Annotated in this window: 19 protein-coding genes and 1 pseudogene; 13 read left to right on the top strand and 7 right to left on the bottom strand. The window is 72.7% G+C overall.

The window, feature by feature from the left end; all coding sequences use genetic code 11:
* The first annotated feature begins 117 nt into the window (after positions 1-117).
* Positions 118-942: a polysaccharide deacetylase family protein gene (locus tag ACIQGV_RS15755; protein WP_402494877.1), complete on the top strand. Its 825-nt coding sequence runs from the start codon at positions 118-120 to the stop codon at positions 940-942.
* A gap of 30 nt (positions 943-972) precedes the next feature.
* On the opposite strand, the gene ACIQGV_RS15750 is transcribed toward ACIQGV_RS15755, so the two are convergent.
* Entirely contained in the window at positions 973-1,647 is a 675-nt protein-coding gene (locus ACIQGV_RS15750) for a class F sortase (protein WP_402494875.1), read from the bottom strand.
* Positions 1,648-2,360: 713 nt separating this feature from the next.
* Between ACIQGV_RS15750 and ACIQGV_RS15745 the strand changes: the two are divergent.
* Positions 2,361-2,762, top strand: a pseudogene (locus ACIQGV_RS15745) (hypothetical protein); the annotation flags it as partial.
* A 104-nt stretch (positions 2,763-2,866) separates the two neighbouring features.
* On the opposite strand, the gene ACIQGV_RS15740 reads toward ACIQGV_RS15745, so the two are convergent.
* The 3 genes from ACIQGV_RS15740 to ACIQGV_RS15730 form a co-directional block, all read right to left on the bottom strand.
* Positions 2,867-3,400 (bottom strand): hypothetical protein, encoded by a 534-nt coding sequence (locus ACIQGV_RS15740; protein ID WP_402494874.1) that lies wholly within the window; start codon positions 3,398-3,400, stop codon positions 2,867-2,869.
* Positions 3,401-3,597: 197 nt separating this feature from the next.
* On the bottom strand, positions 3,598-4,362 hold the full coding sequence (locus tag ACIQGV_RS15735; protein ID WP_402494873.1) for a DUF4239 domain-containing protein: 765 nt from the start codon (positions 4,360-4,362) through the stop codon (positions 3,598-3,600).
* Between the two features lie 17 nt (positions 4,363-4,379).
* Positions 4,380-5,138 carry a hypothetical protein gene (locus tag ACIQGV_RS15730; protein ID WP_402494871.1) on the bottom strand — a complete coding sequence of 253 codons (759 nt, stop codon included), beginning with the start codon at positions 5,136-5,138 and terminating at the stop codon, positions 4,380-4,382.
* Between the two features lie 234 nt (positions 5,139-5,372).
* Between ACIQGV_RS15730 and ACIQGV_RS15725 the strand changes: the two genes are divergently transcribed.
* The 3 genes from ACIQGV_RS15725 to ACIQGV_RS15715 all read left to right on the top strand — a co-directional run bounded on the left by ACIQGV_RS15725 (position 5,373) and on the right by ACIQGV_RS15715 (position 9,505).
* Positions 5,373-6,347 carry an SCO0930 family lipoprotein gene (locus tag ACIQGV_RS15725; protein ID WP_402494869.1) on the top strand — a complete coding sequence of 325 codons (975 nt, stop codon included), beginning with the start codon at positions 5,373-5,375 and terminating at the stop codon, positions 6,345-6,347.
* Positions 6,348-6,557: 210 nt separating this feature from the next.
* Complete coding sequence (locus ACIQGV_RS15720) at positions 6,558-7,370, top strand: SAM-dependent methyltransferase (protein WP_402494867.1); 813 nt, start codon at positions 6,558-6,560, stop codon at positions 7,368-7,370.
* Positions 7,367-9,505: a putative bifunctional diguanylate cyclase/phosphodiesterase gene (locus tag ACIQGV_RS15715; protein WP_402494864.1), complete on the top strand. Its 2,139-nt coding sequence runs from the start codon at positions 7,367-7,369 to the stop codon at positions 9,503-9,505. Before ACIQGV_RS15720 ends, ACIQGV_RS15715 begins: the two co-directional genes overlap by 4 nt.
* Before the next feature lie 111 nt (positions 9,506-9,616).
* Here ACIQGV_RS15715 and ACIQGV_RS15710 read toward each other — a convergent pair whose 3' ends face one another.
* Positions 9,617-10,501 (bottom strand): LysR family transcriptional regulator, encoded by an 885-nt coding sequence (locus tag ACIQGV_RS15710; protein ID WP_402495002.1) that lies wholly within the window; start codon positions 10,499-10,501, stop codon positions 9,617-9,619.
* Between the two features lie 120 nt (positions 10,502-10,621).
* Here ACIQGV_RS15710 and ACIQGV_RS15705 point away from each other — a divergent pair, with 120 nt between their 5' ends.
* The 5 genes from ACIQGV_RS15705 to ACIQGV_RS15685 all read left to right on the top strand — a co-directional run bounded on the left by ACIQGV_RS15705 (position 10,622) and on the right by ACIQGV_RS15685 (position 15,904).
* Positions 10,622-11,293 carry a succinate dehydrogenase gene (locus ACIQGV_RS15705; RefSeq protein WP_402495001.1) on the top strand — a complete coding sequence of 224 codons (672 nt, stop codon included), beginning with the start codon at positions 10,622-10,624 and terminating at the stop codon, positions 11,291-11,293.
* A gap of 2 nt (positions 11,294-11,295) precedes the next feature.
* Positions 11,296-13,242: a fumarate reductase/succinate dehydrogenase flavoprotein subunit gene (locus ACIQGV_RS15700; protein ID WP_402494863.1), complete on the top strand. Its 1,947-nt coding sequence runs from the start codon at positions 11,296-11,298 to the stop codon at positions 13,240-13,242.
* The gene (locus tag ACIQGV_RS15695; protein ID WP_402494861.1) at positions 13,239-13,985 is read left to right on the top strand and encodes a succinate dehydrogenase/fumarate reductase iron-sulfur subunit; all 747 of its coding nucleotides are present in this window, start codon (positions 13,239-13,241) and stop codon (positions 13,983-13,985) included. The genes ACIQGV_RS15700 and ACIQGV_RS15695 overlap by 4 nt, the downstream gene beginning before the upstream one ends.
* Before the next feature lie 297 nt (positions 13,986-14,282).
* Complete coding sequence (locus tag ACIQGV_RS15690) at positions 14,283-15,056, top strand: GNAT family N-acetyltransferase (protein WP_402494859.1); 774 nt, start codon at positions 14,283-14,285, stop codon at positions 15,054-15,056.
* Complete coding sequence (locus tag ACIQGV_RS15685; RefSeq protein WP_402494857.1) at positions 15,056-15,904, top strand: lysophospholipid acyltransferase family protein; 849 nt, start codon at positions 15,056-15,058, stop codon at positions 15,902-15,904. The genes ACIQGV_RS15690 and ACIQGV_RS15685 overlap by 1 nt, the downstream gene beginning before the upstream one ends.
* A 426-nt stretch (positions 15,905-16,330) precedes the next feature.
* On the opposite strand, the gene ACIQGV_RS15680 is transcribed toward ACIQGV_RS15685, so the two are convergent.
* Entirely contained in the window at positions 16,331-17,329 is a 999-nt protein-coding gene (locus ACIQGV_RS15680; RefSeq protein ID WP_402494855.1) for an LLM class flavin-dependent oxidoreductase, read from the bottom strand.
* A 285-nt stretch (positions 17,330-17,614) separates the two neighbouring features.
* Between ACIQGV_RS15680 and ACIQGV_RS15675 the strand changes: the two genes are divergently transcribed.
* Complete coding sequence (locus tag ACIQGV_RS15675; protein ID WP_402494999.1) at positions 17,615-19,267, top strand: TROVE domain-containing protein; 1,653 nt, start codon at positions 17,615-17,617, stop codon at positions 19,265-19,267.
* A gap of 41 nt (positions 19,268-19,308) precedes the next feature.
* Positions 19,309-19,800, top strand: a complete 492-nt coding sequence (locus ACIQGV_RS15670; protein WP_402494853.1) for a hypothetical protein — start codon at positions 19,309-19,311, stop codon at positions 19,798-19,800.
* A 128-nt stretch (positions 19,801-19,928) separates the two neighbouring features.
* Here the strand turns inward: ACIQGV_RS15670 and ACIQGV_RS15665 are convergent, their stop codons facing one another.
* A complete protein-coding gene (locus tag ACIQGV_RS15665; RefSeq protein WP_402494852.1) occupies positions 19,929-20,144 on the bottom strand; it encodes a dodecin in 216 nt (71 codons plus the stop codon).
* 248 nt (positions 20,145-20,392) lie between these two features.
* Between ACIQGV_RS15665 and ACIQGV_RS15660 the strand changes: the two genes are divergently transcribed.
* Positions 20,393-21,658 (top strand): extracellular solute-binding protein, encoded by a 1,266-nt coding sequence (locus tag ACIQGV_RS15660; protein ID WP_402494851.1) that lies wholly within the window; start codon positions 20,393-20,395, stop codon positions 21,656-21,658.
* Positions 21,659-21,702: the final 44 nt, after the last annotated feature.

The following is a 21,702-nucleotide window of genomic DNA, read 5'->3' as shown; positions in this document are numbered from 1 at the left end:
GCAGCCGTCCGGTACCGGGAGCCGCGGACCGCGCCCACTGGGCCGAGCGAGTGCAATCGCACCGCCGCACCGGTGGCACGGGGGTGCGGCACCCTTCCCCCGGGCGACTGATGAGTCATGAAGAAGGATCAGTTGTTCACCAGGCGCCGGGTGTTGCTCGCCGGCGCGGCCGCCGCGGGCACGGCCGGTCTGCTGACACCGGGGGGCGAGCCCGCCGCGCCCCCGCCCCCCGCGGCCGGAGCCCCCGCCCGCGCGGTCCCCCTCAAGCCGTCCGCGTACCGTCTCCAGCCGCTCACCGGCTACGGCCCGCCCCGCACGGTCCCCGGCAGGACCCCGGTGCGCCACGAGCCGCTGCTGAAGATCTCCGGACGCGGCCGGACCATGGTCCTGACCTTCGACGACGGGCCCGACCCCCGCTACACCCCCGAGATCCTCGACACCCTGCGCGACCACGACGTACGCGCGATGTTCTTCGTGTGCGGGGAAATGGCCTCCTCCCACCAGGACCTGCTCGCGCGGATGTCCGACGAGGGCCATGTCGTCGGCAACCACACCTGGTCCCATCCCCTGCTGACCCGGCTCAGCCGCTCCCGGATCCGCGAGGAGATGGAACGTACCTGCGAGGTCATCGAGGAGGGCTACGGCGACCGCCCCGAGTGGTTCCGCGCCCCTTACGGCGCCTGGAACCGCGCCGTCTTCCAGCTCGGCGCCGAGCTGGGCATGGAGCCGCTCGCCTGGACCGTCGACACCCTCGACTGGACCAGCCCCGGCACCCGCGCCATCACCCGCCGCGTCGAGAACGGCGCCGCCCCCGGCGTCGTGGTGCTCTCGCACGACGCCGGGGGCGACCGCTCCCAGAGCGTGAAGGCGCTGCGCGCCTATCTGCCGCAGCTCCTGGACGCCGGGTACCACCTCACGGTGCCGCGCCGGCAGTACGCCTGAGCGCCACGGCCCGCCCGGCCGGGGCCGCGCTCAGCGCACCTCGGCCAGGCGGGCGAACACGACGACATTGCCGTCGTAGCCGTTCTGCTTGGAGAAGCCGCCGCCACAGGTGATCACCCGCAGTTCCGCGGCGCCCTTGGAGGCGTACACGCGGTCGCCGGGGAAGTTGTTCTTCTCGAACACCTCGATGCCGTAGATCTCGAACACGGCCGTCTTGCCGTCCTGGCGGGCGATCTCGACGCGATTTCCCTTCTTCAGGGCTCCGAGACCGTAGAACACGGCCGGCCCCTGCTGGTTGTCGACGTGCCCGACGACGACCGCCGTGCCCTTCTCGCCGGGGGTCACCGCGCCGGTGAACCAGCCCGCCAGATCGGGATCCTCCGGCGGCGGCGCGCCCACCCAGCCGTCCGAGTCCAGACCCACGGACATGACCGGCGCGTCGACCTGGATCGCCGGGATCCGCACCCGGTCCGGCACGGAGTACGGCAGCGCGTCGGGGGCCCGTCCGAGGAGGCCGCCCGGCGCGGTGCGGCTGTCGGCGGCCGCGGCGGACGCCGGCTGCGGCGGGCCCACGTCGAACTCCCCTGACCCGTTGCGAATGAGCGCGAGGCCGGTCAGCAGGACCAGCGCTATCACGCCCCAAGGGGCGCGCTTCTTCCGCCGCTCCTCCTCTTCGGCCAGTTCGGCCAGCTCGGACGCAGACATTCGCCATCCCCTCTCGACGCGGCCGTCGCCACGTCAATTCGCGCATACGAGAACGCTAAGTGCCGCGCGCGGAACCGGCGACGGGTGCGGAGACGAACGGGTTATGCGGAAGAGTCCCGGTGCGCCATCCGAGTAGCGCCGAACAGGAATTTTCTGACGGTCCGTGACCTGCGGCAATATCCGATTGTGCGGTTTTCCTTCGGCGTGTCGCCTCACCAGGACGGACCATTGCCGAAATGCGGGCGCGTGCAGGGCGTCTGAGGGTCGTCTGCGGGAGGCGTTTTCTCGCCGATCGACCGGGGACGGGCCCCGGGGCGCCTTCCGCGGAGGATCACATGCGCAACTCTCGTGCCCTGGCGGTCTCGGCCGTCGCGGTCGCCGCGTTCGGACTCGCCGCCCCCACGGCCGTCGCCTGGGACGGCGGAGGCAACAGCGGCGGCAACAGCGCAGGCAACAACGGCGGCGACGACGGCGGTGGAAACGGCGGAAACGGTTTCGGCGGCGGCAACGGCGGCAACGGTTTCGGCGGCGACGGCGGCGGAAACGGTGCCGGCGGCAATGGCGGCAATGGCGGCAATGGCGGCAATGGCGGCAACGGGGGTGGGAACGGCGGGAACGGCGGCGGAAACGGCGGCGGGAACGGCGGTGGAAATGGCGGCGGGAACGGCGGGAACGGCTTCGGCCACGGCGGCGGCAACGGTTTCCCCAACGTCTCCAGCAACATCGTGGCGCTGCCCAGCGTCATCGCGCGGGGCGGCCAGCTCACCATCAGCGTCGACGGCTGCCCGCGGGGCGGCACCGCCACGTCGCACGCCTTCCCGGCGACCCGGCTCGAACCCGTCAACGGTCCCAACCAGACCGCGCGGGGCACCGCCACCGTCAACAACGACGCGAGCCCCGGCCCGTACAGCATCACGGTCCACTGCACCGGCCGTCAGCCGCTGACGCGGGACAACGCCTTCACCGTCATCGGCGGTGTGCGCGGTGGTCTCGGCGGCAGCAGCACCAGCGGTGCCACCCCGACCGACATGGCCATCGGCGGCGGTCTGGTGGCGCTGGCGGCGATCGGCGGCGGCGTGTTCTGGATGCGCCGCCGAGCCGAGAAGCGCGCCTGAACCGGGAGAACCGCGCCCTCGTCCCCCGATCCACGTCATCCACAGCGCACATACGGCTTCGCCCCCGGTCGAAGGATCCGGGGGCGAAGCCGTCACGGGTGCCGTCAGGCGCCGTCGTCGCCGGTGCGGCGGCGGGAGAGGTGGTACGCCGCGCCGATCGAACCCGCGATGAGCGCGGCACCGAGCCCGATCTCCTTCAGGTCGAACCCGGCGAGGCTGCCGCCCTCGCCGGCGTGCACGCCGTGCGGTGTCAGAGGAACCGGAGTGGGGACGACCGGGCGCCCGCCCGCGATGCTCACGTCCGTGGAGCCGCTCACGCCGTCGCAGGTGAACGTCACCCGGTACATGGCGCCGATCTTGACGTCCCAGTCGATCACCGCGGTGCCCGAGGAGTGACCCGGCCGGATGGTCACGGTGTCGAAGATGCCCGACGTCACCGTGACGCTGCCTCTGCATCTGCCCAGCTCGCGGTCGACGCGCAGCGTGACCTGACCGCCCGCGGCGATGGTCGTGGGCAGGACGCTGAAGCCGAACGGTGTGATGTCCGGGTCGCCCTTCGCGGCGGCGGCCGGTGCGGAACAGGCGAGGGCGGTCACGCCCAGCAGTGCGGCCGAGGCGACGCGTCGTATCGCGCGCATGGTCAATCCTCCGGTCCCCGAGGAGCAGCTGCGGACCTTTTCCGCGTGCGCCAGAAATGCACCTCGATGACCGAAACGCTAGGAAGGTACGCACAGGTGCGCTAACGCAGTCGCGCGAATGGGGCAAGAGCGTGCGCCGCCCGGGGGACGGCGACGGCGTGGCGGCCGCCCCCGGGGGCACCGAGGGTGAAGGGCCGTCAGCCCCGAAGGTGCGGGAACAGATGCAGGAACGGCTCCGCCGACGCGGTGATGCCCCGGCTGTAGGGCGCGTCGAAGTCCCAGATCAGGAAGAGCAGGAAGGCGATGAGCGCGGAGAACAGCCCGGCGAGGACGAGTTCGCGCGGGGTCCGCCGGATCTGCAGCGCCAGCACCATGCCGATGGTGATCACGGCCCCCGCGAGCAGCCCGAACCACACCACCCCCGGCATCGTCGCCCCGATCGAGGTGGCCCGGGAGCTGCGGGCCTGGTCGGCGGCGGCGACCTGGTCCACCAGCGGCTGGTACGCCTGGGCCTCGAAGTCGTTGCGGGGCTCGTAGTCGGTGACGTCCTGGCGGATGCGCGCCAGGAGCTCCTCGCCCCGCTCGCTCACCTCGTCGTGGTCGGCCATGTGCTTCCACTCGGCGGTGACGACGTGTCCGACATAGGCGTTGACATCCTCCCGGATCCGGTCACGGACGTCGGGCGGGTAGACCCGGACCCGCTCCGAGACCTCGTGCAGCGCCTGGGCCTCGGCCCGTACCTGCTCCTGGGCGCCGCTGCGGGCCTCCCAGACGCCCGCGATGGCGAGGCCCAGCACGATGGCGTACACCACACCGATCCACATCGTCATGTACTCGATGACGTCCGGGGTCTCGCTGGGATCCTCGTCGTCGCGCGCCGCGCGGTTGCGCAGCAGGGTGATCGCGACGACCACCGCGCACGCGGCGAGCATCGCGAGGGTGAGAACAAGCCATTCCGGCAACACATGCCTCCGGGGGGTCAGCGCGCCCGCAGCGCGGCCACGGCGATCACCGCGGGAACGGTGATGAGCAGGACGAAGGTGAGCGGTGAGGTGCCGTGGCGCGTGGTCCGCCGCAGTACGGGGGCCTTGTACGGCGGGTAGCTGACCGCGGCCGCCGAGGGGCGCGGTGCGGGGTTCGGCCTCGGCTGCGGCGGTGGTGCGGGGGCGGGGGTCGGTGCCGGTGCGGGGGGCGGCGGCGGTGCGGGTGCCGGTGTGGGGGAGGGCGGCGGCGCGGGTGCCGCCGGCGGTGCCAGGGGCGGCGGCGTCGGCCGGGGCCTCGGCGGCGGGGGCGGCGGCTCGGGCGTCGGCGTCGGCTCCGGCGGCGTGGGGGACGGCTTCGGGGGCGGCGGTGTGGGTGTCGGCGTGGGTGTCGGTGTGGGTGTGGGTGTGGGCGTCGGCTCGGGGCAGGGCGGCGGAGGAGGCGGAGGCTCGGGACACGGCGGGAACGCCGGCCGGTCCGGGCCGTCGCCCGCGACGACCGCTGTCCCGCCGTCACCCGCGACCACCGCGTGGCCGCTGCCCGCGGCCGTCACCGCGTGGCCGTCGCCCGCGATCACCGCCACGTGGCTGTCGCCCGCCACCGCCACCACCTCCGTGCCCCCGGGCCCCGTCGACACGTAGGCGCAGGCGTCGGCCACCGCCGCGCCGGCCGGCACGCCCGCCAGGGCCCAGGTCAGCGTCACCAGGGCCAGCGCCCGCAGGGCGGCGGCGCGGCAGGTCGGTTCGGGTCGGTGCACGACCGAGATCATGAGCCCCGCGGACCGCTGGTACGCCCGGGCTGCGAAGGATTGCCCCGAACGGGGGACGTGTGCCCGCACCGGGTTTGAACGGCGCCGTCGCGCGGCGGCGGACGGGCCCGGAAAAAGAAATCCTCGCCGCGCTTGAACGCGGCCGTGACCCGCTGCGTACCTCATGCCGTGCGGCGGCTAAGACAGCACGCTGCAACATCTCTGTGACTGTGGGGAGTTGAAATGAAGACCTCCTGGCGGAGCGCCTCGTTCGTGGTGGGTGCCGTGGCCGTGCTGGCGCTGACGACGGCGTGCGGTCAGGAAGAGGGAGCCAAGTCGGCCAGCGAGAACGTGGGCGCGGCCGGCGTGGCCGCCCCGGCCGCCGGCTACGGCTCCACCGGTGGTGGCTACGACGCCGGCACCGGCGGCACGGACGGACAGGCGGCCGGGGCCGGTGCGGCCGACGGCCAGCCGATCGCGGCCGAGGGCGCCGGCAAGCTCGCCGTGGCGACCGACGCCGAACTGGGCGAGATGCTCACCGACAGCGCGGGCCGCACCCTGTACCGCTTCGACCAGGACACCGCGGAGCCCCCCAAGACCAACTGCGACGGCGACTGCGCCACCGCCTGGCCGCCGGTCCTCTCGGACGACGCCAGCGCCGGTGAGGGCATCGACCCGGCACTGCTCGGCGAGGTGACCCGCTCCGACGGCACCAAGCAGCTCACCGTGGGCGGCTGGCCCGCGTACCGCTACGCCAAGGACGTCAACCCCGGCGACACCAACGGCCAGGGCGTGAAGGGCACCTGGTTCGCGCTCGCCCCCGACGGCAAGAAGGCCACGCTGGCCTCGCTGCCCGGTCTGTCCACCCGCAAGGACCCGAAGCTCGGCGAGATCGTCGTGGACCGCAACGGCATGACGGTCTACCGCTTCATGAAGGACGAGGCATGGCCGAAGCCCGTCTCGGCGTGCACCGACGCCTGCCTGGACAAGTGGCCCGTCGTCGAGCCGGTCGCCACGAACGACACCAAGGGCGTCGCGAAGAAGGGCCTGATGAGCTTCACCCGTCCCGACGGGCAGAAGCAGCAGACGGTCAACTGCTGGCCGATCTACACCTTCGCCGGCGACAAGGCTCCCGGTGACACCAACGGCCAAGGCGTCGGCGGCACCTGGTACGCCGTGGCGCCCGACGGCAAGCCGATCGGTGCTCCCAAGGAGTAACCCGGCGGCCTTGCCCACCGGTCCGCCCCTCCGCCCCCACGGAGGGGCGGACCGCTTTGGCATGCCCGCATTGGCTCACCGGAACAATTCGGCACATGCCGCAGGCAGTGACCGGGAACGGATGGTCAATTTCCGTTTCCACTCGCTCCTTTGGCAGGCGATCAGTAGCCTCAGCTCGAACACCGGATCGCCTATGCCTTGGAGAAGTTGATGGAGCGTCCTGCCTGGGCCCCACGGAGCATCGACATCTCGGTGCCGAGCATCTCCCGCATCTGCGACTACTACCTGGGCGGTTCGCACAACTTCGAGGTCGACCGGGAAGCCGCTCGAAAAGCGATGGAGTTCCTGCCGGGCCTGCCCAAGATCATGCAGGCGAACCGGGCGTTCATGCGGCGTGCCGTACGTCACGCGGTGGACGAGGGCGTCACCCAGTTCCTGGACATCGGCTCCGGCATTCCCACCTTCGGCAATGTCCACGAGGTGGCGCAGCGGGCCCACCCCGGAGCGCGTGTCGTCTACGTCGACCACGACCCGGTGGCCGTCGCGCACAGCCACGCGGTGCTGGACGGCAACGAGGACGCCGACGTCGTCGCCGCCGACCTCAGAAAGCCCCACGACATCCTCGGCAGCCCTCAGGTGGAGCGGCTGATCGACCTGAACCGTCCGGTGGCGCTCCTCCTCGTTGCCATACTGCACTTCGTGGAAGACACGGACGACCCGTACCGGGCGGTGGCCGAGCTGCGCGACGCGCTCGCCCCCGGCAGCATGCTGATCCTCACGCATGCCTCGTACGAGGGAATTCCGTTGCCCGCCGAGCGGGCCGAGGGCGCGGTGGACGTGTACAAGGACATCCGCAACCCGCTGATCATGCGCTCGCGCGAGGAGATCGCGCGGTTCTTCGAGGGGTACGACATGGTGGAACCCGGACTGGTGCCGATGCCGCGCTGGCGGCCCGACACCGCACCGGAGGACGAGGATCCTTACGCGTTCTCCGGTTTCGCGGGCGTGGGGCGTACGGCGTGATCGCGGAACCCGACGGGCCCGAGGGCAGAATCCGCCGGTTCGCGACGATCTGGAGCCGGGCGGTGTTCCCGGTCACCGTGACGTCCCTGACCCGGCCGGAGTTCGAGACGCAACTGCTGCCGCTCGCCCGGCGGCTGAGCGAGGCGCTGCGGGCCAGGACCTTCGACGCCGCGGAGGGCAAGGCGGTCGGCGCGGAGCTCGTCTCCGCCCACTGCACCGACCCGGAGGCGCTCAGCCGCACCCTCGACTGCGTCGACGCCTACCTGGTGCTCTACTGCGGCGAGGACGGCCCCCAGGAGGACCTGCGGGCGCGTTCGGCGCGGCTCCAGCACGCCATGGCCGCCGGGTTCGCGAAGGCGCTGCGCGCCCGCACCCTCGCCGAGCAGGAGGCCATCGCCCAGGCCGCGCTGCGCGCCCAGGGCGTGGTGGCCCAGGCGCTGCACGCCAGCGAGGCCCGCTTCCGTGCGGTGTTCGAGGGCGCGGCCATAGGGATCGGCATCGCGGACCTCGACGGCAACGTCCTGGAGGTCAACGACGCCCTGCTGCGCATGTTCGGCGGCTCCGAGCAGAACCTGCGCGGCCGCAACGTCTGCGACTGGACGCACGCCGAGGACGCGCCCCAGGTGCGGCGGCTCTACCAGGAGCTGGTGCGCGGCGAACGCGAGCACTACCACGTGGAGAAGGCCTTCTACCGGCCCGACGGAACGGCCCTGTGGACCAACCTCACGGTCTCCCTGCTGCGCGACCCCGAAGGTCGCCCGCAGTACCAGCTGGCGCTGATGGAGGACACCACCGAGCGCCGCCTGCTCAACCTCCGGCTGCGCTACGAGGCCACCCACGACGCCCTCACCGGCCTGCCCAACCGCACCCTGTTCTTCGAGCGCCTGGAGAAGGCCCTCAACGCGGGCCCGGACCAGCGCTTCGGCCTGTGCTACCTCGACCTGGACGGCTTCAAGACCATCAACGACAGCCTCGGGCACGCCGCCGGCGACCGGCTGCTCGTCGAGGTCGCCGACCGGCTCCAGTCCTGCGCCACCGCGCCCGGCGAGATGGTCGCCCGTCTGGGCGGTGACGAGTTCGTGGCGCTGACGACGGGCCCGGACACCCGGCACGAGGTCGACGAGCTCGCCGCCCGCATCATGAACGTCCTGCTCGCCCCCGTCCGGATCGACGGCCGCGAGCTGACCGTGCGGGGCAGCATCGGCATCGTCGAGGGCCCGGCGGGCGGCCAGCGCAGCCCCGCGGAGGTGCTGCGCAGCGCCGACATCACCATGTACCGGGCCAAGTCGGCGGGCGGAAACCGCTTCGAGCTGGCCGACCCGGAGGCGGACGCCCGCGCCATCACCCGGCACGGTTTGACCACGGCCCTGCCCGCGGCCCTGGAGCGCGGCGAGTTCTTCATCGAGTACCAGCCGCTGGTCCATCTCGGCGACGGCGGGGTCCGGGGCGCCGAGGCCCTGGTGCGCTGGCTGCACCCGCAGCACGGCGTCCTCGGCCCCGACCGGTTCATCCCGCTCGCCGAGGCCACCGGCCTGATCGTCCCGCTGGGCCGCTGGGTCCTGGAGCAGTCGGTGCGCCAGGCCCGCGAGTGGCGCGAGCGGTACGCCGACGCCGGCCCGCTGCGGATCAACGTCAACCTCTCGCCCTGCCAGCTGAACCATCCCGGCCTGGTCCAGGACACCGTCGACATCCTGGAGGCGGCGGGCGTCACCCCCGACGCGCTCTGCCTGGAGGTCACCGAGTCCGCCCTCATCGGCGCCGACGACGACCTCCTCAAACCCCTGCGCCGCCTCGCCGAGATGGGCGTGGACATCGCCCTCGACGACTTCGGCACGGGCTACTCCAACCTGGCCAACCTGCGCCGGCTGCCGGTGAGCGTCCTGAAGCTGGACCGCTCCTTCACCCAGAGCATGCAGCGCTTCCCCGCCGACCCGGTCGATCTGAAGATCGTGGAGGGCATCGTCTCCCTGGCCCACAGCCTCGACCTGGCGGTGACGGTGGAGGGCGTCGAGACGGGCGCCCAGGCGGAGCAGCTGCGCATACTGGGCTGCGACACGGCCCAGGGCTGGTACTACGCCCGGCCGGGCCCGCCGGACCGCCTGCACGAGCTGGCCCTGGCCGACGCGACGGGGTGATCTCCCGTCCCCGGGGGCGCGGGGCCGCACCGTCCTGGGGCTTTGCCGCGTGGGCGCGAGGGGCCACGACGGACGGACGGCGGGGCACCACCGGAACCCCGAGGGTGCGCGTCACCGCTCCAGCAGCATCCGCTGCAGCTCCCGCGCGGCCCGGGGCGGAGCCACGTCGCTGCGGTGCGCCAGCGCGATGGTGCGATGGAGTCCGGGCCGGGCCAGCGGGGTGACCCGCAGTCCGTGTCCGGACCGGGCCGCGACCATCCGGGGCACCACGGCCACCCCCAGCCCGGCCCGTACGAACCCCAGCACGGCGTCCATCTCGCCGCCCTCCACCGCGAAGTCCGGTTCGAAGCCCGCGGAGCGGCACGCGGCGACGGTCAGCTCCCGCAGGTCGTACCCGTGCCGGAACATCACCAGCCGTTCCCCCTCCAGATCAGCGACCGCCACGGTCCGCCGTCCGCCACCCGGCCGGGGCGCGTCCGGCGACGACACGACCACCAGGTCCTCCCGCAGCAGCGCGACCGTGGTCAGCGCGGGCGACGGCGTCGGCAGCGGCAGCACCACCAGCGCCAGGTCCAGCGCCCCGCGCGCGAGCTGCCGTACGAGGTCGTGCGAGCCGCCCTCCTCGATCAGCAGCCGGATGCCGGGATACCGGTCGTGGAAGGCCCGCAGCACGTCCGGCAGCAGACCGGTGCACAGGCTCGGCGTCGCGCCCAGACGCACCCGGCCCCGCTGGAGCTGCACCAGCTCCTGCACCTCGTGCCGCGCGGTGTCCGCGTCCGCGAGGATGCGCCGGGCCAGCGGAAGCAGCGCCTCGCCCGCGTCGGTCAGCGTGATGTTGCCGCGGGCCCGCTGGAACAGATCGGCCCCCAGCTCCCGCTCCAGAGCCTTGATCTGCTGCGACAGCGACGGCTGGGCGACATGGACGACCTCGGCCGCCCGGGTGAAGTGCCGGGTCTCGGCGACCGCCACGAAGTACTGGAGCTGCTGGAACTGCACCCGGCCAGCATAGCCGTTGCCTATCGAAACGAGCTGTTCCATGTCTTGGACCGATGGGGACCTTCGGCCCTAACGTCGTGACCCATGGCTCTGGCAACGCGGACGGACCGACGGCCGTCCATGGCGCGCACGATCTGGGACAGCTCCGTCGGCAAGAAGACGGTGATGGCTGTCAGCGGGCTGATCATGCTGCTGTACCTGGTCGTCCACATGATCGGAAACCTGAAGATCTTCTTCGGGGCGGGCGAGTTCGACCACTACGCGCACTGGCTGCGCACCGTCGGCGAACCGTTCATGCACTACGAGTGGACCCTCTGGCTGGTCCGGGTCGTCCTGGTGCTCGCCGTCGTGGCCCACGCGACGTCCGCGTACCAGCTCAGCCGCCGGGACATCAAGGCCAGGCCGAACAAGTACGCCCACCGCAGGGCACGGGCGAGCTACGCCACCCGCACCATGCGGTGGGGCGGCATCATCCTCGGCCTGTTCATCGTCTGGCACATCCTGGACCTGACCACCGGCACCGTGCACAGCGGCGGGTTCCAGGAGGGGCACCCGTACCAGAACGTCGTGGACACCTTCTCCACCTGGTACGGCAACGTCGTCTACATCGTGGCGATGCTCGCCCTCGGCCTGCACGTCCGGCACGGCTTCTGGAGCGCGGCCCAGACCCTGGGCGCCGGCAGCCGCACCCGCGACCGCGTCCTGAGGGCGACCGCGAACGCCCTCGCCCTGCTGCTCACGGCCGGCTTCATATCCGTGCCCGTGGCCGTCATGACCGGAGTGGTGAGCTGAACATGACCTACACCGACTACACGGCCGGCGCACCTCTCGCCGACACCAAGGCCCCCACGGGCCCCGTCGCCGAACGCTGGGACAAGCGGCGGTTCGAGGCCAGGCTGGTCAATCCCGCCAACCGGCGCAAGCACACGGTGATCGTGGTCGGCACCGGCCTCGCGGGCGGCTCGGCCGGCGCCACGCTCGCCGAACAGGGCTACCACGTCGTCCAGTTCTGCTACCAGGACTCCCCGCGCCGCGCCCACTCCATCGCCGCCCAGGGCGGCATCAACGCGGCGAAGAACTACCGCAACGACGGCGACTCGGTCCACCGCCTGTTCTACGACACCGTCAAGGGCGGCGACTTCCGCGCCCGTGAGTCCAACGTGCACCGCCTGGCACAGATCTCCGTCGAGATCATCGACCAGTGCGTGGCGCAGGGCGTGCCCTTCGCCCGTGAGTACGGCGGTCTGCTCGACACCCGCTCCTTCGGCGGCGTACAGGTGTCCCGCACCTTCTACGCCCGCGGCCAGACGGGCCAGCAGCTGCTGCTGGGCGCGTACCAGGCGCTCAGCCGCCAGATCGCGGCGGGCAACGTGGAGCTGCATCCGCGCACCGAGATGCTCGACCTGATCGTCGTCGACGGCCGGGCGCGCGGGATCGTCGCCCGGGATCTGGTCACCGGGAAGATCGACACGTACTTCGCGGACGCCGTCGTCCTCGCCAGCGGCGGCTACGGCAACGTCTTCTATCTGTCGACGAACGCCATGAACTCCAACGCGACCGCGGTGTGGCGGGCGCACCGGCGCGGTGCCCACTTCGCCAACCCCTGCTTCACCCAGATCCACCCGACCTGCATCCCGCGCACCGGCGACCACCAGTCGAAGCTGACGCTGATGAGCGAGTCGCTGCGCAACGACGGCCGGATCTGGGTGCCGAAGGCGAAGGGCGACACCCGCCCGGCGAACCGGATCCCCGAGGACGAGCGCGACTACTACCTGGAGCGCATCTACCCCTCCTTCGGCAACCTGGTGCCCCGCGACATCGCCTCCCGCGCCGCGAAGAACGTCTGCGACGAGGGCCGCGGCGTCGGCCCCGGCGGCCAGGGCGTCTACCTGGACTTCGCCGACGCCATCGCCCGGATGGGCCGCAAGGCGGTGGAGGCGAAGTACGGCAACCTCTTCGACATGTACCAGCGGATCACCGACGAGGATCCGTACGAGGTGCCGATGCGGATCTACCCGGCCGTGCACTACACGATGGGCGGCCTGTGGGTCGACTACGACCTCCAGACCACGGTCCCCGGCCTGTTCGCGATCGGCGAGGCCAACTTCTCCGACCACGGCGCGAACCGGCTCGGCGCGTCCGCGCTGATGCAGGGGCTCGCCGACGGCTACTTCGTCCTGCCGGCCACGATCAACGACTACCTCGCGCGCAACCCGCACCAGGGCGAGGTGACCGGTGAGCACCCGGTGGTGCAGGAGGTGCTGGCCGAGACCGAGGACCGGCTGAACCTGCTGCTGTCCGTCGACGGCGACCGCACGCCGGACTCCTTCCACCGCGAGGTCGGCGAACTCATGTGGGAGTTCTGCGGAATGGCCCGCACGGACGCCGGACTGCGCAAGGCCCTGGAGCGGATCCCGCAGATCCGCGAGGAGTTCTGGCGCCGCATCAAGGTGCCCGGCACCGGCGAGGAGTTCAACCAGTCGCTGGAGAAGGCCAACCGCGTCGTGGACTACCTGGAGCTCGCCGAGCTGATGTGCCTCGACGCGCTGCACCGCGCGGAGTCCTGCGGCGGTCACTTCCGCGAGGAGTCCCAGACCCCGGACGGCGAGGCGGCCCGCCGGGACGAGCAGTTCTCCTACGCCGCCGCCTGGGAGTTCACCGGCACCGGTGAGGCGCCCGTCCTGCACAAGGAAGACCTGGTCTTCGAGTACGTCCATCCCACCCAGCGGAGCTACGCATGAGGCTCACCCTGCGCGTCTGGCGGCAGAAGAACGCCGACGCCGACGGCGCCATGTCCACGTACGAGGTGGACGGCATCTCGTCCGACATGTCCTTCCTGGAGATGCTGGACACGCTCAACGAGGAGCTCATCCTGCGCGGTGAGGACCCCGTGGCCTTCGACCACGACTGCCGCGAGGGCATCTGCGGCGCCTGCTCGCTGGTGATCAACGGGGACGCGCACGGGCCCGAGCGGACCACCACCTGCCAGCTGCACATGCGGTCCTTCCGCGACGGCGACACGATCGACATCGAGCCGTGGCGGGCCTCCGCCTTCCCGGTGATCAAGGACCTGGTGGTGGACCGGACGGCGTTCGACCGGATCATCCAGGCCGGCGGCTACGTCACCGCGCCGACCGGTGCCGCACCCGAGGCGCACGCCACGCCCGTGCCCAAGCCCGACGCCGACTTCGCGTTCGAGCACGCGGAGTGCATCGGCTGCGGGGCGTGCGTGGCCGCGTGCCCGAACGGGGCGGCGATGCTGTTCACCTCCGCCAAGGTCAACCATCTCAACGTGCTTCCCCAGGGGGCGCCCGAGCGGGAGACCCGGGTGCTGGACATGGTGGCGCAGATGGACGAGGAGGGCTTCGGCGGCTGCACGCTGACCGGCGAGTGCGCCACCGCCTGCCCCAAGGGCATTCCGCTGATGTCCATCACCGGCATGAACAAGGAGTGGCTGCGGGCCGTACGCAAGTCCAAGCGGTAGGGCCCGGCACCGGGGCTCCCGCGCGGCCCCGACGGGGGACAGCAGACGTTCGCCGACAAGGTGCGGACGGGCAGGGCCGGGCGTGGTGCTCAGGCCCGGCCCTGCCGAGGTTCTCCCTGCCCGCCACCCGCGCGACACCGGCCGGCCGGCGGAGCCGTACACCCCGGACACCCGGTCCGAGCCGTTCAGCGTCCGCACATCCGGCCTCTCCAAACCGGTCACGTACACGACAACCGACGTCGGAAGAACAGGGGTGTTCCCCGTTCCGCCCGACCGGCCCGTGTCCAGGAGAGAGCCATGACCGGTGTCACCACGCTCGACCGCCCCCCGCAGCCCGCGGCACCCACCCGCTACACCGTCGGTCTGGCCCGCGACGAGGAGGACGTGCGGGCGGCGCAGCGGCTGCGGCACGACGTGTTCGCGGGGGAGATGGGTGCCCTGCTGTCCACCCCGCAGCCCGGCCTCGACATCGACCCCTTCGACGCGTACTGCGACCATCTGCTGGTCCGCGACGCCCTCACCGGCCAGGTCGTCGGCACCTACCGGCTGCTCCCGCCCGAGCGGGCCGCCGTGGCCGGACGGCTCTACTCCGAGGGCGAGTTCGAGCTGTCGCGGCTGGACGGGATCAGGCCCGGACTGGTCGAGGTCGGGCGGTCCTGTGTGCATCCCGACCACCGGGACGGCGCGGTCATCGGACTGATCTGGGCCGGCATCGCCCGCTACATGGTGGACGGCGGCCACGAGTGGCTGGCCGGCTGCTGCTCCCTGCCCCTCGCCGACGGCGGCGCGCTCGCGGCCGCCACCTGGGACCGGGTGCGGGCCAGGCACCTCGCCCCGGAGGAGTTCCGGGTACGGCCGCTGCTGCCGTGGGACGCCGACCGTGTGACCCGCCCCGCCGGACGCACGGAACTGCCGCCGCTGCTGCGCGGATACCTGCGCCTGGGCGCCTGGGTGTGCTCGGAGCCCGCGCACGACGTGGACTTCGGGGTCGCCGACCTGTACGTACTGCTGTCGATGCGCCGGGTCGACGCGCGCTATCTGAAGCACTTCCTCTCGCTCGTCCCGGCCTGATGAGCGTCTGGCTGCCCGGGGCGCCCTGCACCCCGCGGGAGTGCGTGGAGGCGACGGGCGTGTCCGTCGTGACCGGAGTGCTCGGCGCGCTGCGGCTCACGGCGGTGATCGGGCTCCTCCTGGCCGGGATCGCGCTGGCCCCGTTCGGCGCGCGGATCCCGGCCGGGGCCGTGCGCCGCTGGAGCCGGTGGATCGTACGGGCCGCGGGGGTGCGGGTGCGGATCACCGGCGGCGCCGCGCCCGCCGGCGGGCTGCTGCTGGTCGCCAACCACATCTCCTGGCTGGACGTCCCTCTGCTGGCCGCCGTACGGCCCGCCCGCATGCTGGCCAAGCGGGAGGTCCGGCAGTGGCCGGTGGCGGGGGCTCTCGCCGCGCGCGGCGGCGCCCTGTTCATCGACCGGGACCGGCTGCGGGCGCTGCCGGACACCGTCGCCCGGATCGCCGGGGCGCTGCGGTCCGGCGCGGCCGTCGGTGTCTTCCCCGAGGGCAGCACCTGGTGCGGGCGGGCCCAGGGGCGGTTCCGCCGCGCGGTGTTCCAGGCCGCGCTCGACGCCCGCGTCCCCGTCCAGCCGGTCCGCATCCGCTACTTCCTCGCCGACGGCGCGGCCACCGCCCTGCCCGCCTTCGTCGGCGAGGACGCGCTGCTCACCTCGGTGTGGCGGGTGGTCACCGCGCGGGGGCTGACCGCCGAGGCCGACGTCCGCCCCGTCATCCCCCCGCACACCCGCCCCGACCGCGGAGCCCTGGCCCGAGCAGCGGAACGAGCCACGACGGACACCCGGGAGGGAAGCGCGGGGACCGACGCGACGAGCGGCGCCCGCCCCGCACCCGCGGTGCACGGCGGCTGACCGCCCAGGAGGGCGGGGAACCGCGCGGCGAGCAGCGGGGAACCCGCACCCGTGATGTGCGGCGGCGTGGACCGTGCCGAACGCCGGTGACGACCTCCCGGAGCCGGACACGCCGGTGCACACGGTCCCGTCGTCACGCCGCCCCGCGGGACGCAAAGACGGCGGGACCGTGTCCGCCGTTCTCCAGGTGTGCTCCCGGCGCCTCCGACACGGGCGCAGGGGCCGTGAGGGGGGCGCACAAGGGGCAGCCCCAGGGCCTGTCTGACGATTCGCGTCGTCGCCCGAAGGGCGGCCGCGCGCCGTCAGGTGCGTGCTCTCGGCGTGCCGGCCCCAGACCCTCGTGCCGGACGTACTCGGGTCCGGGGCCGGTGCGTCGAGAGTGCGTGCACGGCGGCGCGCGGCAGACGGGAACGGTTCAGACAGGCCCTAGCCGCCGATGACCGAGGCCAGTCGCCGGTAGGAGTCCAGCAGCGCCTCCCGGTCGTACGTGCTGGTGGTGACCAGCACCTCCTGCGCGCCGGTCTCCTTCAGCACGGTCTCCAGTTCATGGGCGACCTGCTCCTCGGTGCCCGCGAGCTGCCCGGTCAGCCCGGACTCGTAGAAGCCGCGCTCCCTGCCGCTCATCGCGAGGGCCTCGACGCGCTCGGCGGGCGGCAGCGGCGGGAAGGTGCCGTGCGTCCGGGAGTACGCCATCGACCATGCCTCCGGCACCAGCAGCCGTCGCGCCTGCTCGGGCGTGGCCGCGACCGCGATCGTGCCGGAGGCGATCACGTACGGCTCGGCGGCCCACTCGGAGGGGCGAAAGCGCGTGCGGTAGAGGTCGATGCCGCGCAGCATCTTCTCGCGGTTCCTGAGATCGCCGATCACCATCGGCAGGCCCGCCTCGGCCGCGATCGCCGCGCCCTCGCCCATGGCCAGCACGAACGGCGGCACGGTCAGGCCCTCGGCGGGCCGGGCGCGCACGCCCGTCGGGGAGGTGCCGCGGAACCAGCCCAGCAGCTCCTGGAGCCGGCCCGCGAAGTCCTCCGCGTCCTCCTTGTCACGGCCCAGCGCCTTGCGCACCCCGGTGGTGAAACCCACCGAGCGTCCGAGACCCATGTCGACACGGCCCGGGAAGAGGGACTCCAGCACGCCGAACTGCTCGGCGACGACCAGAGGGTTGTGGTTGGGCAGCATCACCCCGCCGGTACCCACCCGGATCGTCCGGGTCGCCGCGGCGACGGCGGCGGCCAGCACGGTCGGCGCGGACCCGGCGACCCCGGGCACACCGTGGTGCTCCGACACCCAGAACCGGTGATAGCCGAGCGCTTCCGCCTCCCGCGCCAGCTCCACGGTGTCCCGCAGCGCCTCGCCGGGGGAGCGGCCCTCGCGGATGCGCGAGCGGTCGAGCACGGAGAAACGGGCCGAGGCGATCACGGAAGTCACACAGGGTTCAACGCCGCCCGGCCGCACGCATTCCCGCAGGCCCGTAAATCGCTGGCATGCTCACGCAGCCCACCCCTACGGTGATGCTCCGGCCCCGCACCGTCCGGTGCGCGGGCGCCGGAGTGCCCGGTGCGCGGGTCACGCGTTCTTCGTGGTTCGAGCCCATGCAGCTCCACCCCTGGGGCTGTCGCCCGCCGGGGGCACCGCGTCACCACCTCGACCTCGGGCACCTCCGGCGGTCCCGTCCTTCTCCCCACCTTCCCTCCCGATCCGAGGAGACCTGTCATTTCCCGTTTCAACAGCCGCCGTTCGCGTGTCCTCGTCCCGTCCGCGCCCCTCACCACCACCGGTGCGCGCACGGTCACCCACGAGGGCGGTGCCGCGTACGTGCGGGACGCGAAGAGCGAACTGTTCCTGCTGTCGGTCGTCAACATGGTCGGACAGCGCACCTTCTACGAGAAGGCGGGAGACAGGGACGCCCGGTACCGCGACCTGGTGCGCGGGCTCGCGGTCCAGGACCCGCAGTGGACGGCCGGACTGCTCGGCTGGCTGCGCGGCTCCGCCCAGATGCGCACCGCATCCCTGGTCGGCGCCGCCGAGTTCGTCGCGGCACGCCTCGAAGCGGGCCTGAGCGGTCACTCGCGGCAGGTGGTCGACGCCGTGCTCCAGCGCGCCGACGAGCCGGGCGAGCTGCTCGGCTACTGGACGCAGACGTACGGCCGTTCGCTGCCCAAGCCGGTCAAGCGCGGTGTCGCGGACGCCGTACGACGGCTCTACACCGCCCGGTCGCTGCTGAAGTACGACACCGCCTCCAAGGGCTTCCGCTTCGGCGACGTCCTCAACCTGGTGCACGCCGCGCCCGACCCCGGCAAGCCGTGGCAGGGCGAACTGTTCCGCCACGCCCTCGACCGCCGGCACCACCCGGAGAGCGCCGAGGCGCCCGAGACCGACGCCACCCTCACCGCGCACCGCGCGCTGACGGCGCTGCCCGTCGACGAGCGCCGCGCGGTGCTCGCCTCCCCGCAGGGGCGGCAGCGGCTCGTGCAGGCGGGCATGACCTGGGAGGCGCTGGCGGGCTGGCTGCAGGGGCCGATGGACGCCGCCGCGTGGGAGGCGATCGCCCCCGCCATGGGCCTGATGGCGCTCACCCGCAACCTGCGCAACTTCGACGAGGCCGGGGTGGGCGACGAGGCCGCCGAGCGGATCGCCGCGCGCCTCGCCGACCCGGAGGAGGTACGCCGCTCGCGGCAGTTCCCCTACCGGTTCCTGTCGGCGTACCGGACCGTGCCCTCGGGGCGCTGGGCGGACGCCCTGGAGCGGGCGCTCGCCGCCTCGACCGCGAACGTCCCGGCGCTGGACGGGCGCACGCTGGTCCTGGTGGACACCTCCGGCTCGATGCTCGGCACGGTGTCGGAGAAGTCCATGATCCGGCACGTCGACGTCGGCGCCCTGTTCGGCACGGCCCTCGCCGCCAGGGGCTGCGAGGTCGACCTGTGGGGCTACGCGGACCGCGCCTTCCCGCACCCGCTCGTCCGGGGCGGCCCGGTGCTGCGGCAGACCGAGGAGTTCTGCGCCCGCGTCGGCGAGGTCGGCTACGGCACCGAGACGGTCGCCGCGCTGCGCGAGGCGTACCGCGGCCACGACCGGGTGGTGATCGTCTCCGACATGCAGGCGTTCGCCCACCCGGGCAACGGAGGCCCCGGCGCACGCGAGTGGGGTCCGCGCGGATGGCAGCGCAAGCGGGTGAACCTCTCGGTGTCCGAGGCGATCCCGGCCGGGGTGCCGATGTTCGGCATCGACACCACCGGCTACGCCAATGCCTCTCTCGACGCGGGCGCACCGCACCGTTACGAGGTCGGCGGCTTCTCCGACCAGCTGTTCACCATGGTGGACCTGCTGTCCCGGGGGCTCGACGCGGGGTGGCCCTGGGAAGCCTGAGAGCTGTCGTACGGATCGGGGCGGCCCCTAGGGTGGGCGGAATGACCACCGGACCCCGACGGCCGATCGCCGTGTTCGATCTGGACAACACCCTCGCGGACACCGCCCACCGCCAGCGTTTCCTCCAGGCCCGGCCGCGCGACTGGGACGCGTTCTTCGCGGCCGCGCCCCAGGACCCGCCGCTCCCCGAGGGGGTGGCGCTGGCGCGGGCGAGCGCCGGGGAGTGCGAGGTCGTCTACCTCACCGGGCGGCCCGAGCGCTGCCGCCGCGACACGCTGGCGTGGCTCGCCGCGCACGGACTGCCCGAGGGGCGCGTCCACATGCGCGGCAACGCCGACCGCAGGCCCGCCCGCCGCACCAAGCTGGAGGTTCTGCGCCGGCTCGCCCGGACCCGCGAGGTGCGGATGCTGGTGGACGACGACGAGCTGGTGTGCCAGGACGCCGAACGGGCGGGCTTCAGGGTCGTCCGGGCCCGCTGGGCCGCTTCCTCCGCCGAGCTGAGGACGGCGCAGGAGCGGGAGGGGCGGACCTGACGGCGGGAGGGGCGTGCCTGACGGCGGGAGGGGCGGACCTGACGGCCCTCGGCCCTCTTCCCGGCCCCGGAGCCCTCTTGCCGGACCCCGGGGCCCGCGGACCCCGGCAGCCCTTCTCGCGGGCCGGGTCAGTCGGTCTCCTCCAGGCGGAAGCCGACCTTCAGGCCGACCTGCCAGTGAGCGATCTCCCCGTCCTCGATCTGGCCCCTGACCTGGGTGACCTCGAACCAGTCCAGGTTGCGCAGGGTCTGCGAGGCGCGGGAGACGCCGTTGCGGATGGCCTTGTCGACGCCCTCGGGCGAGGTGCCGACGATCTCGGTGACCCGGTAGGTGTGGTTCGACATGCGGGTGCTCCTCCTGCGAAGACGACAGCCGGTGACGTCAGCGGGTGACGTCGGCGCCGTGTGGCGCGCGTCACTCCACCGTGCCCCAGGCTGCGGCGGAGCGCGAGGCGTCGGCCCGGTGTCCGGATGCCCCTTGACCTACGCATTGGTCCATACCAAAATCCAGCACACCCGTACGAGTCCGTGTGGCTCGATCCCCCACGTCGGGTTCCTCTCCCCTGTCCGTCAGGCAGAACAGGACCGACCCAGTGAAACGCCGTCTCCTCGCACTCGTCTGCGTCTCCGCCTCCCTGGCCAGCGGCTGCGGCCTGCTGCCGGGCGGCAGCGAACGGCAGACCGTCACCGTGTGGCTGATGAAGGACAGTGCCTCCCGGGACTTCCTCGACCGGTTCACCGAGGACTTCGAGCGCGACAACTCCGGCATCGACCTCGACATCCGCATCCAGGAGTGGACCGGCATCGGCCCCAAGGTGCAGACCGCCCTGAAGGCCAAGGGCGCCGAGGCCACGGACGGCCCCGACGTCATCGAGGTCGGCAACACCCAGGTGCCGCAGTACGTCGACGGGGGCGGACTCGTCGACCTGACGCTGGAGTCCGTGCGGGACTGGGGCAGCCGGGACTGGCTGCCCGGCCTCGCCGAACCGGGCAAGCAGCGCGGCCATCAGTACGGCGTCCCCTGGTACGCCGCCAACCGGGTGGTGATCTACCGCAAGGACCTCTTCGCGCAGGCCGGCATCGACACCCCGCCGAAGACCCGCGAGGAGTGGCTCACCGCCACGGAGAAGCTCGACTCCGGCGGCAACCAGGGCATCTACCTCGCCGGACAGGACTGGTACACCCTCGCCGGGTTCATCTGGGACGAGGGCGGCGAACTGGCCGAGGAGGCCGGCGGCACCTGGCGGGGCACCCTGGACAGCCCCGACGCGCTGCGCGGCATGGACTTCTACCGCGAGCTCCAGGCGCTCGGCGACGGCCCGGTCGACGCCGACGAGGAACACCCGCCCCAGGCGGGCGTGTTCGCGCAGGGCGAGGTCGCCCAGATCGTCGCGGTGCCCGGTGTCGCCCGGGCGATCCTCCAGGCCGATCCCGGTCTGGAGGGCAAACTGGGCTTCTTCCCGGTGCCCGGCCGCACCGCCGCCGAGCCGGGCGCCGTCTTCACCGGCGGCTCCGACCTGGTGATCCCCGAGAACACCGACGACCGCGAGAGCGCCATCGCGGTCGTCGAGGCGCTCGCCGGAGACAAGTGGAACACCGAGCTGGCCCGTGCCATGAACTACGTGCCCAACAAGACCACCCTCGCCTCCGCGGTGGCCGGTGAGGAGGGCGTCGCCGCCATGGCCGCGGGCGCCGCCCAGGGCCGGGCCACCCCCACCACCCCGGAATGGGCGGCGGTGGAGGCGGACAACCCCATCAAGGCGTACATGACCAAGGTGCTGAACGGCGCGGACAGCGAGAAGGAGGCCCGCCGCGCGTCCGAGCGCATCACGGAACTGCGGGCGACCCCCCGGGCCTGACCCCGGGGGGCGGGGCCCGCCCCCGCCACCGCGGGGTCAGGCCA

The organism is Streptomyces sp. NPDC093094 (assembly GCF_044754345.1).
GTDB lineage: Bacteria > Actinomycetota > Actinomycetes > Streptomycetales > Streptomycetaceae > Streptomyces.
The sequence above is the reverse complement of the archived record's forward strand: the minus strand, read 5'-3'. Positions and strand labels throughout refer to the sequence as shown.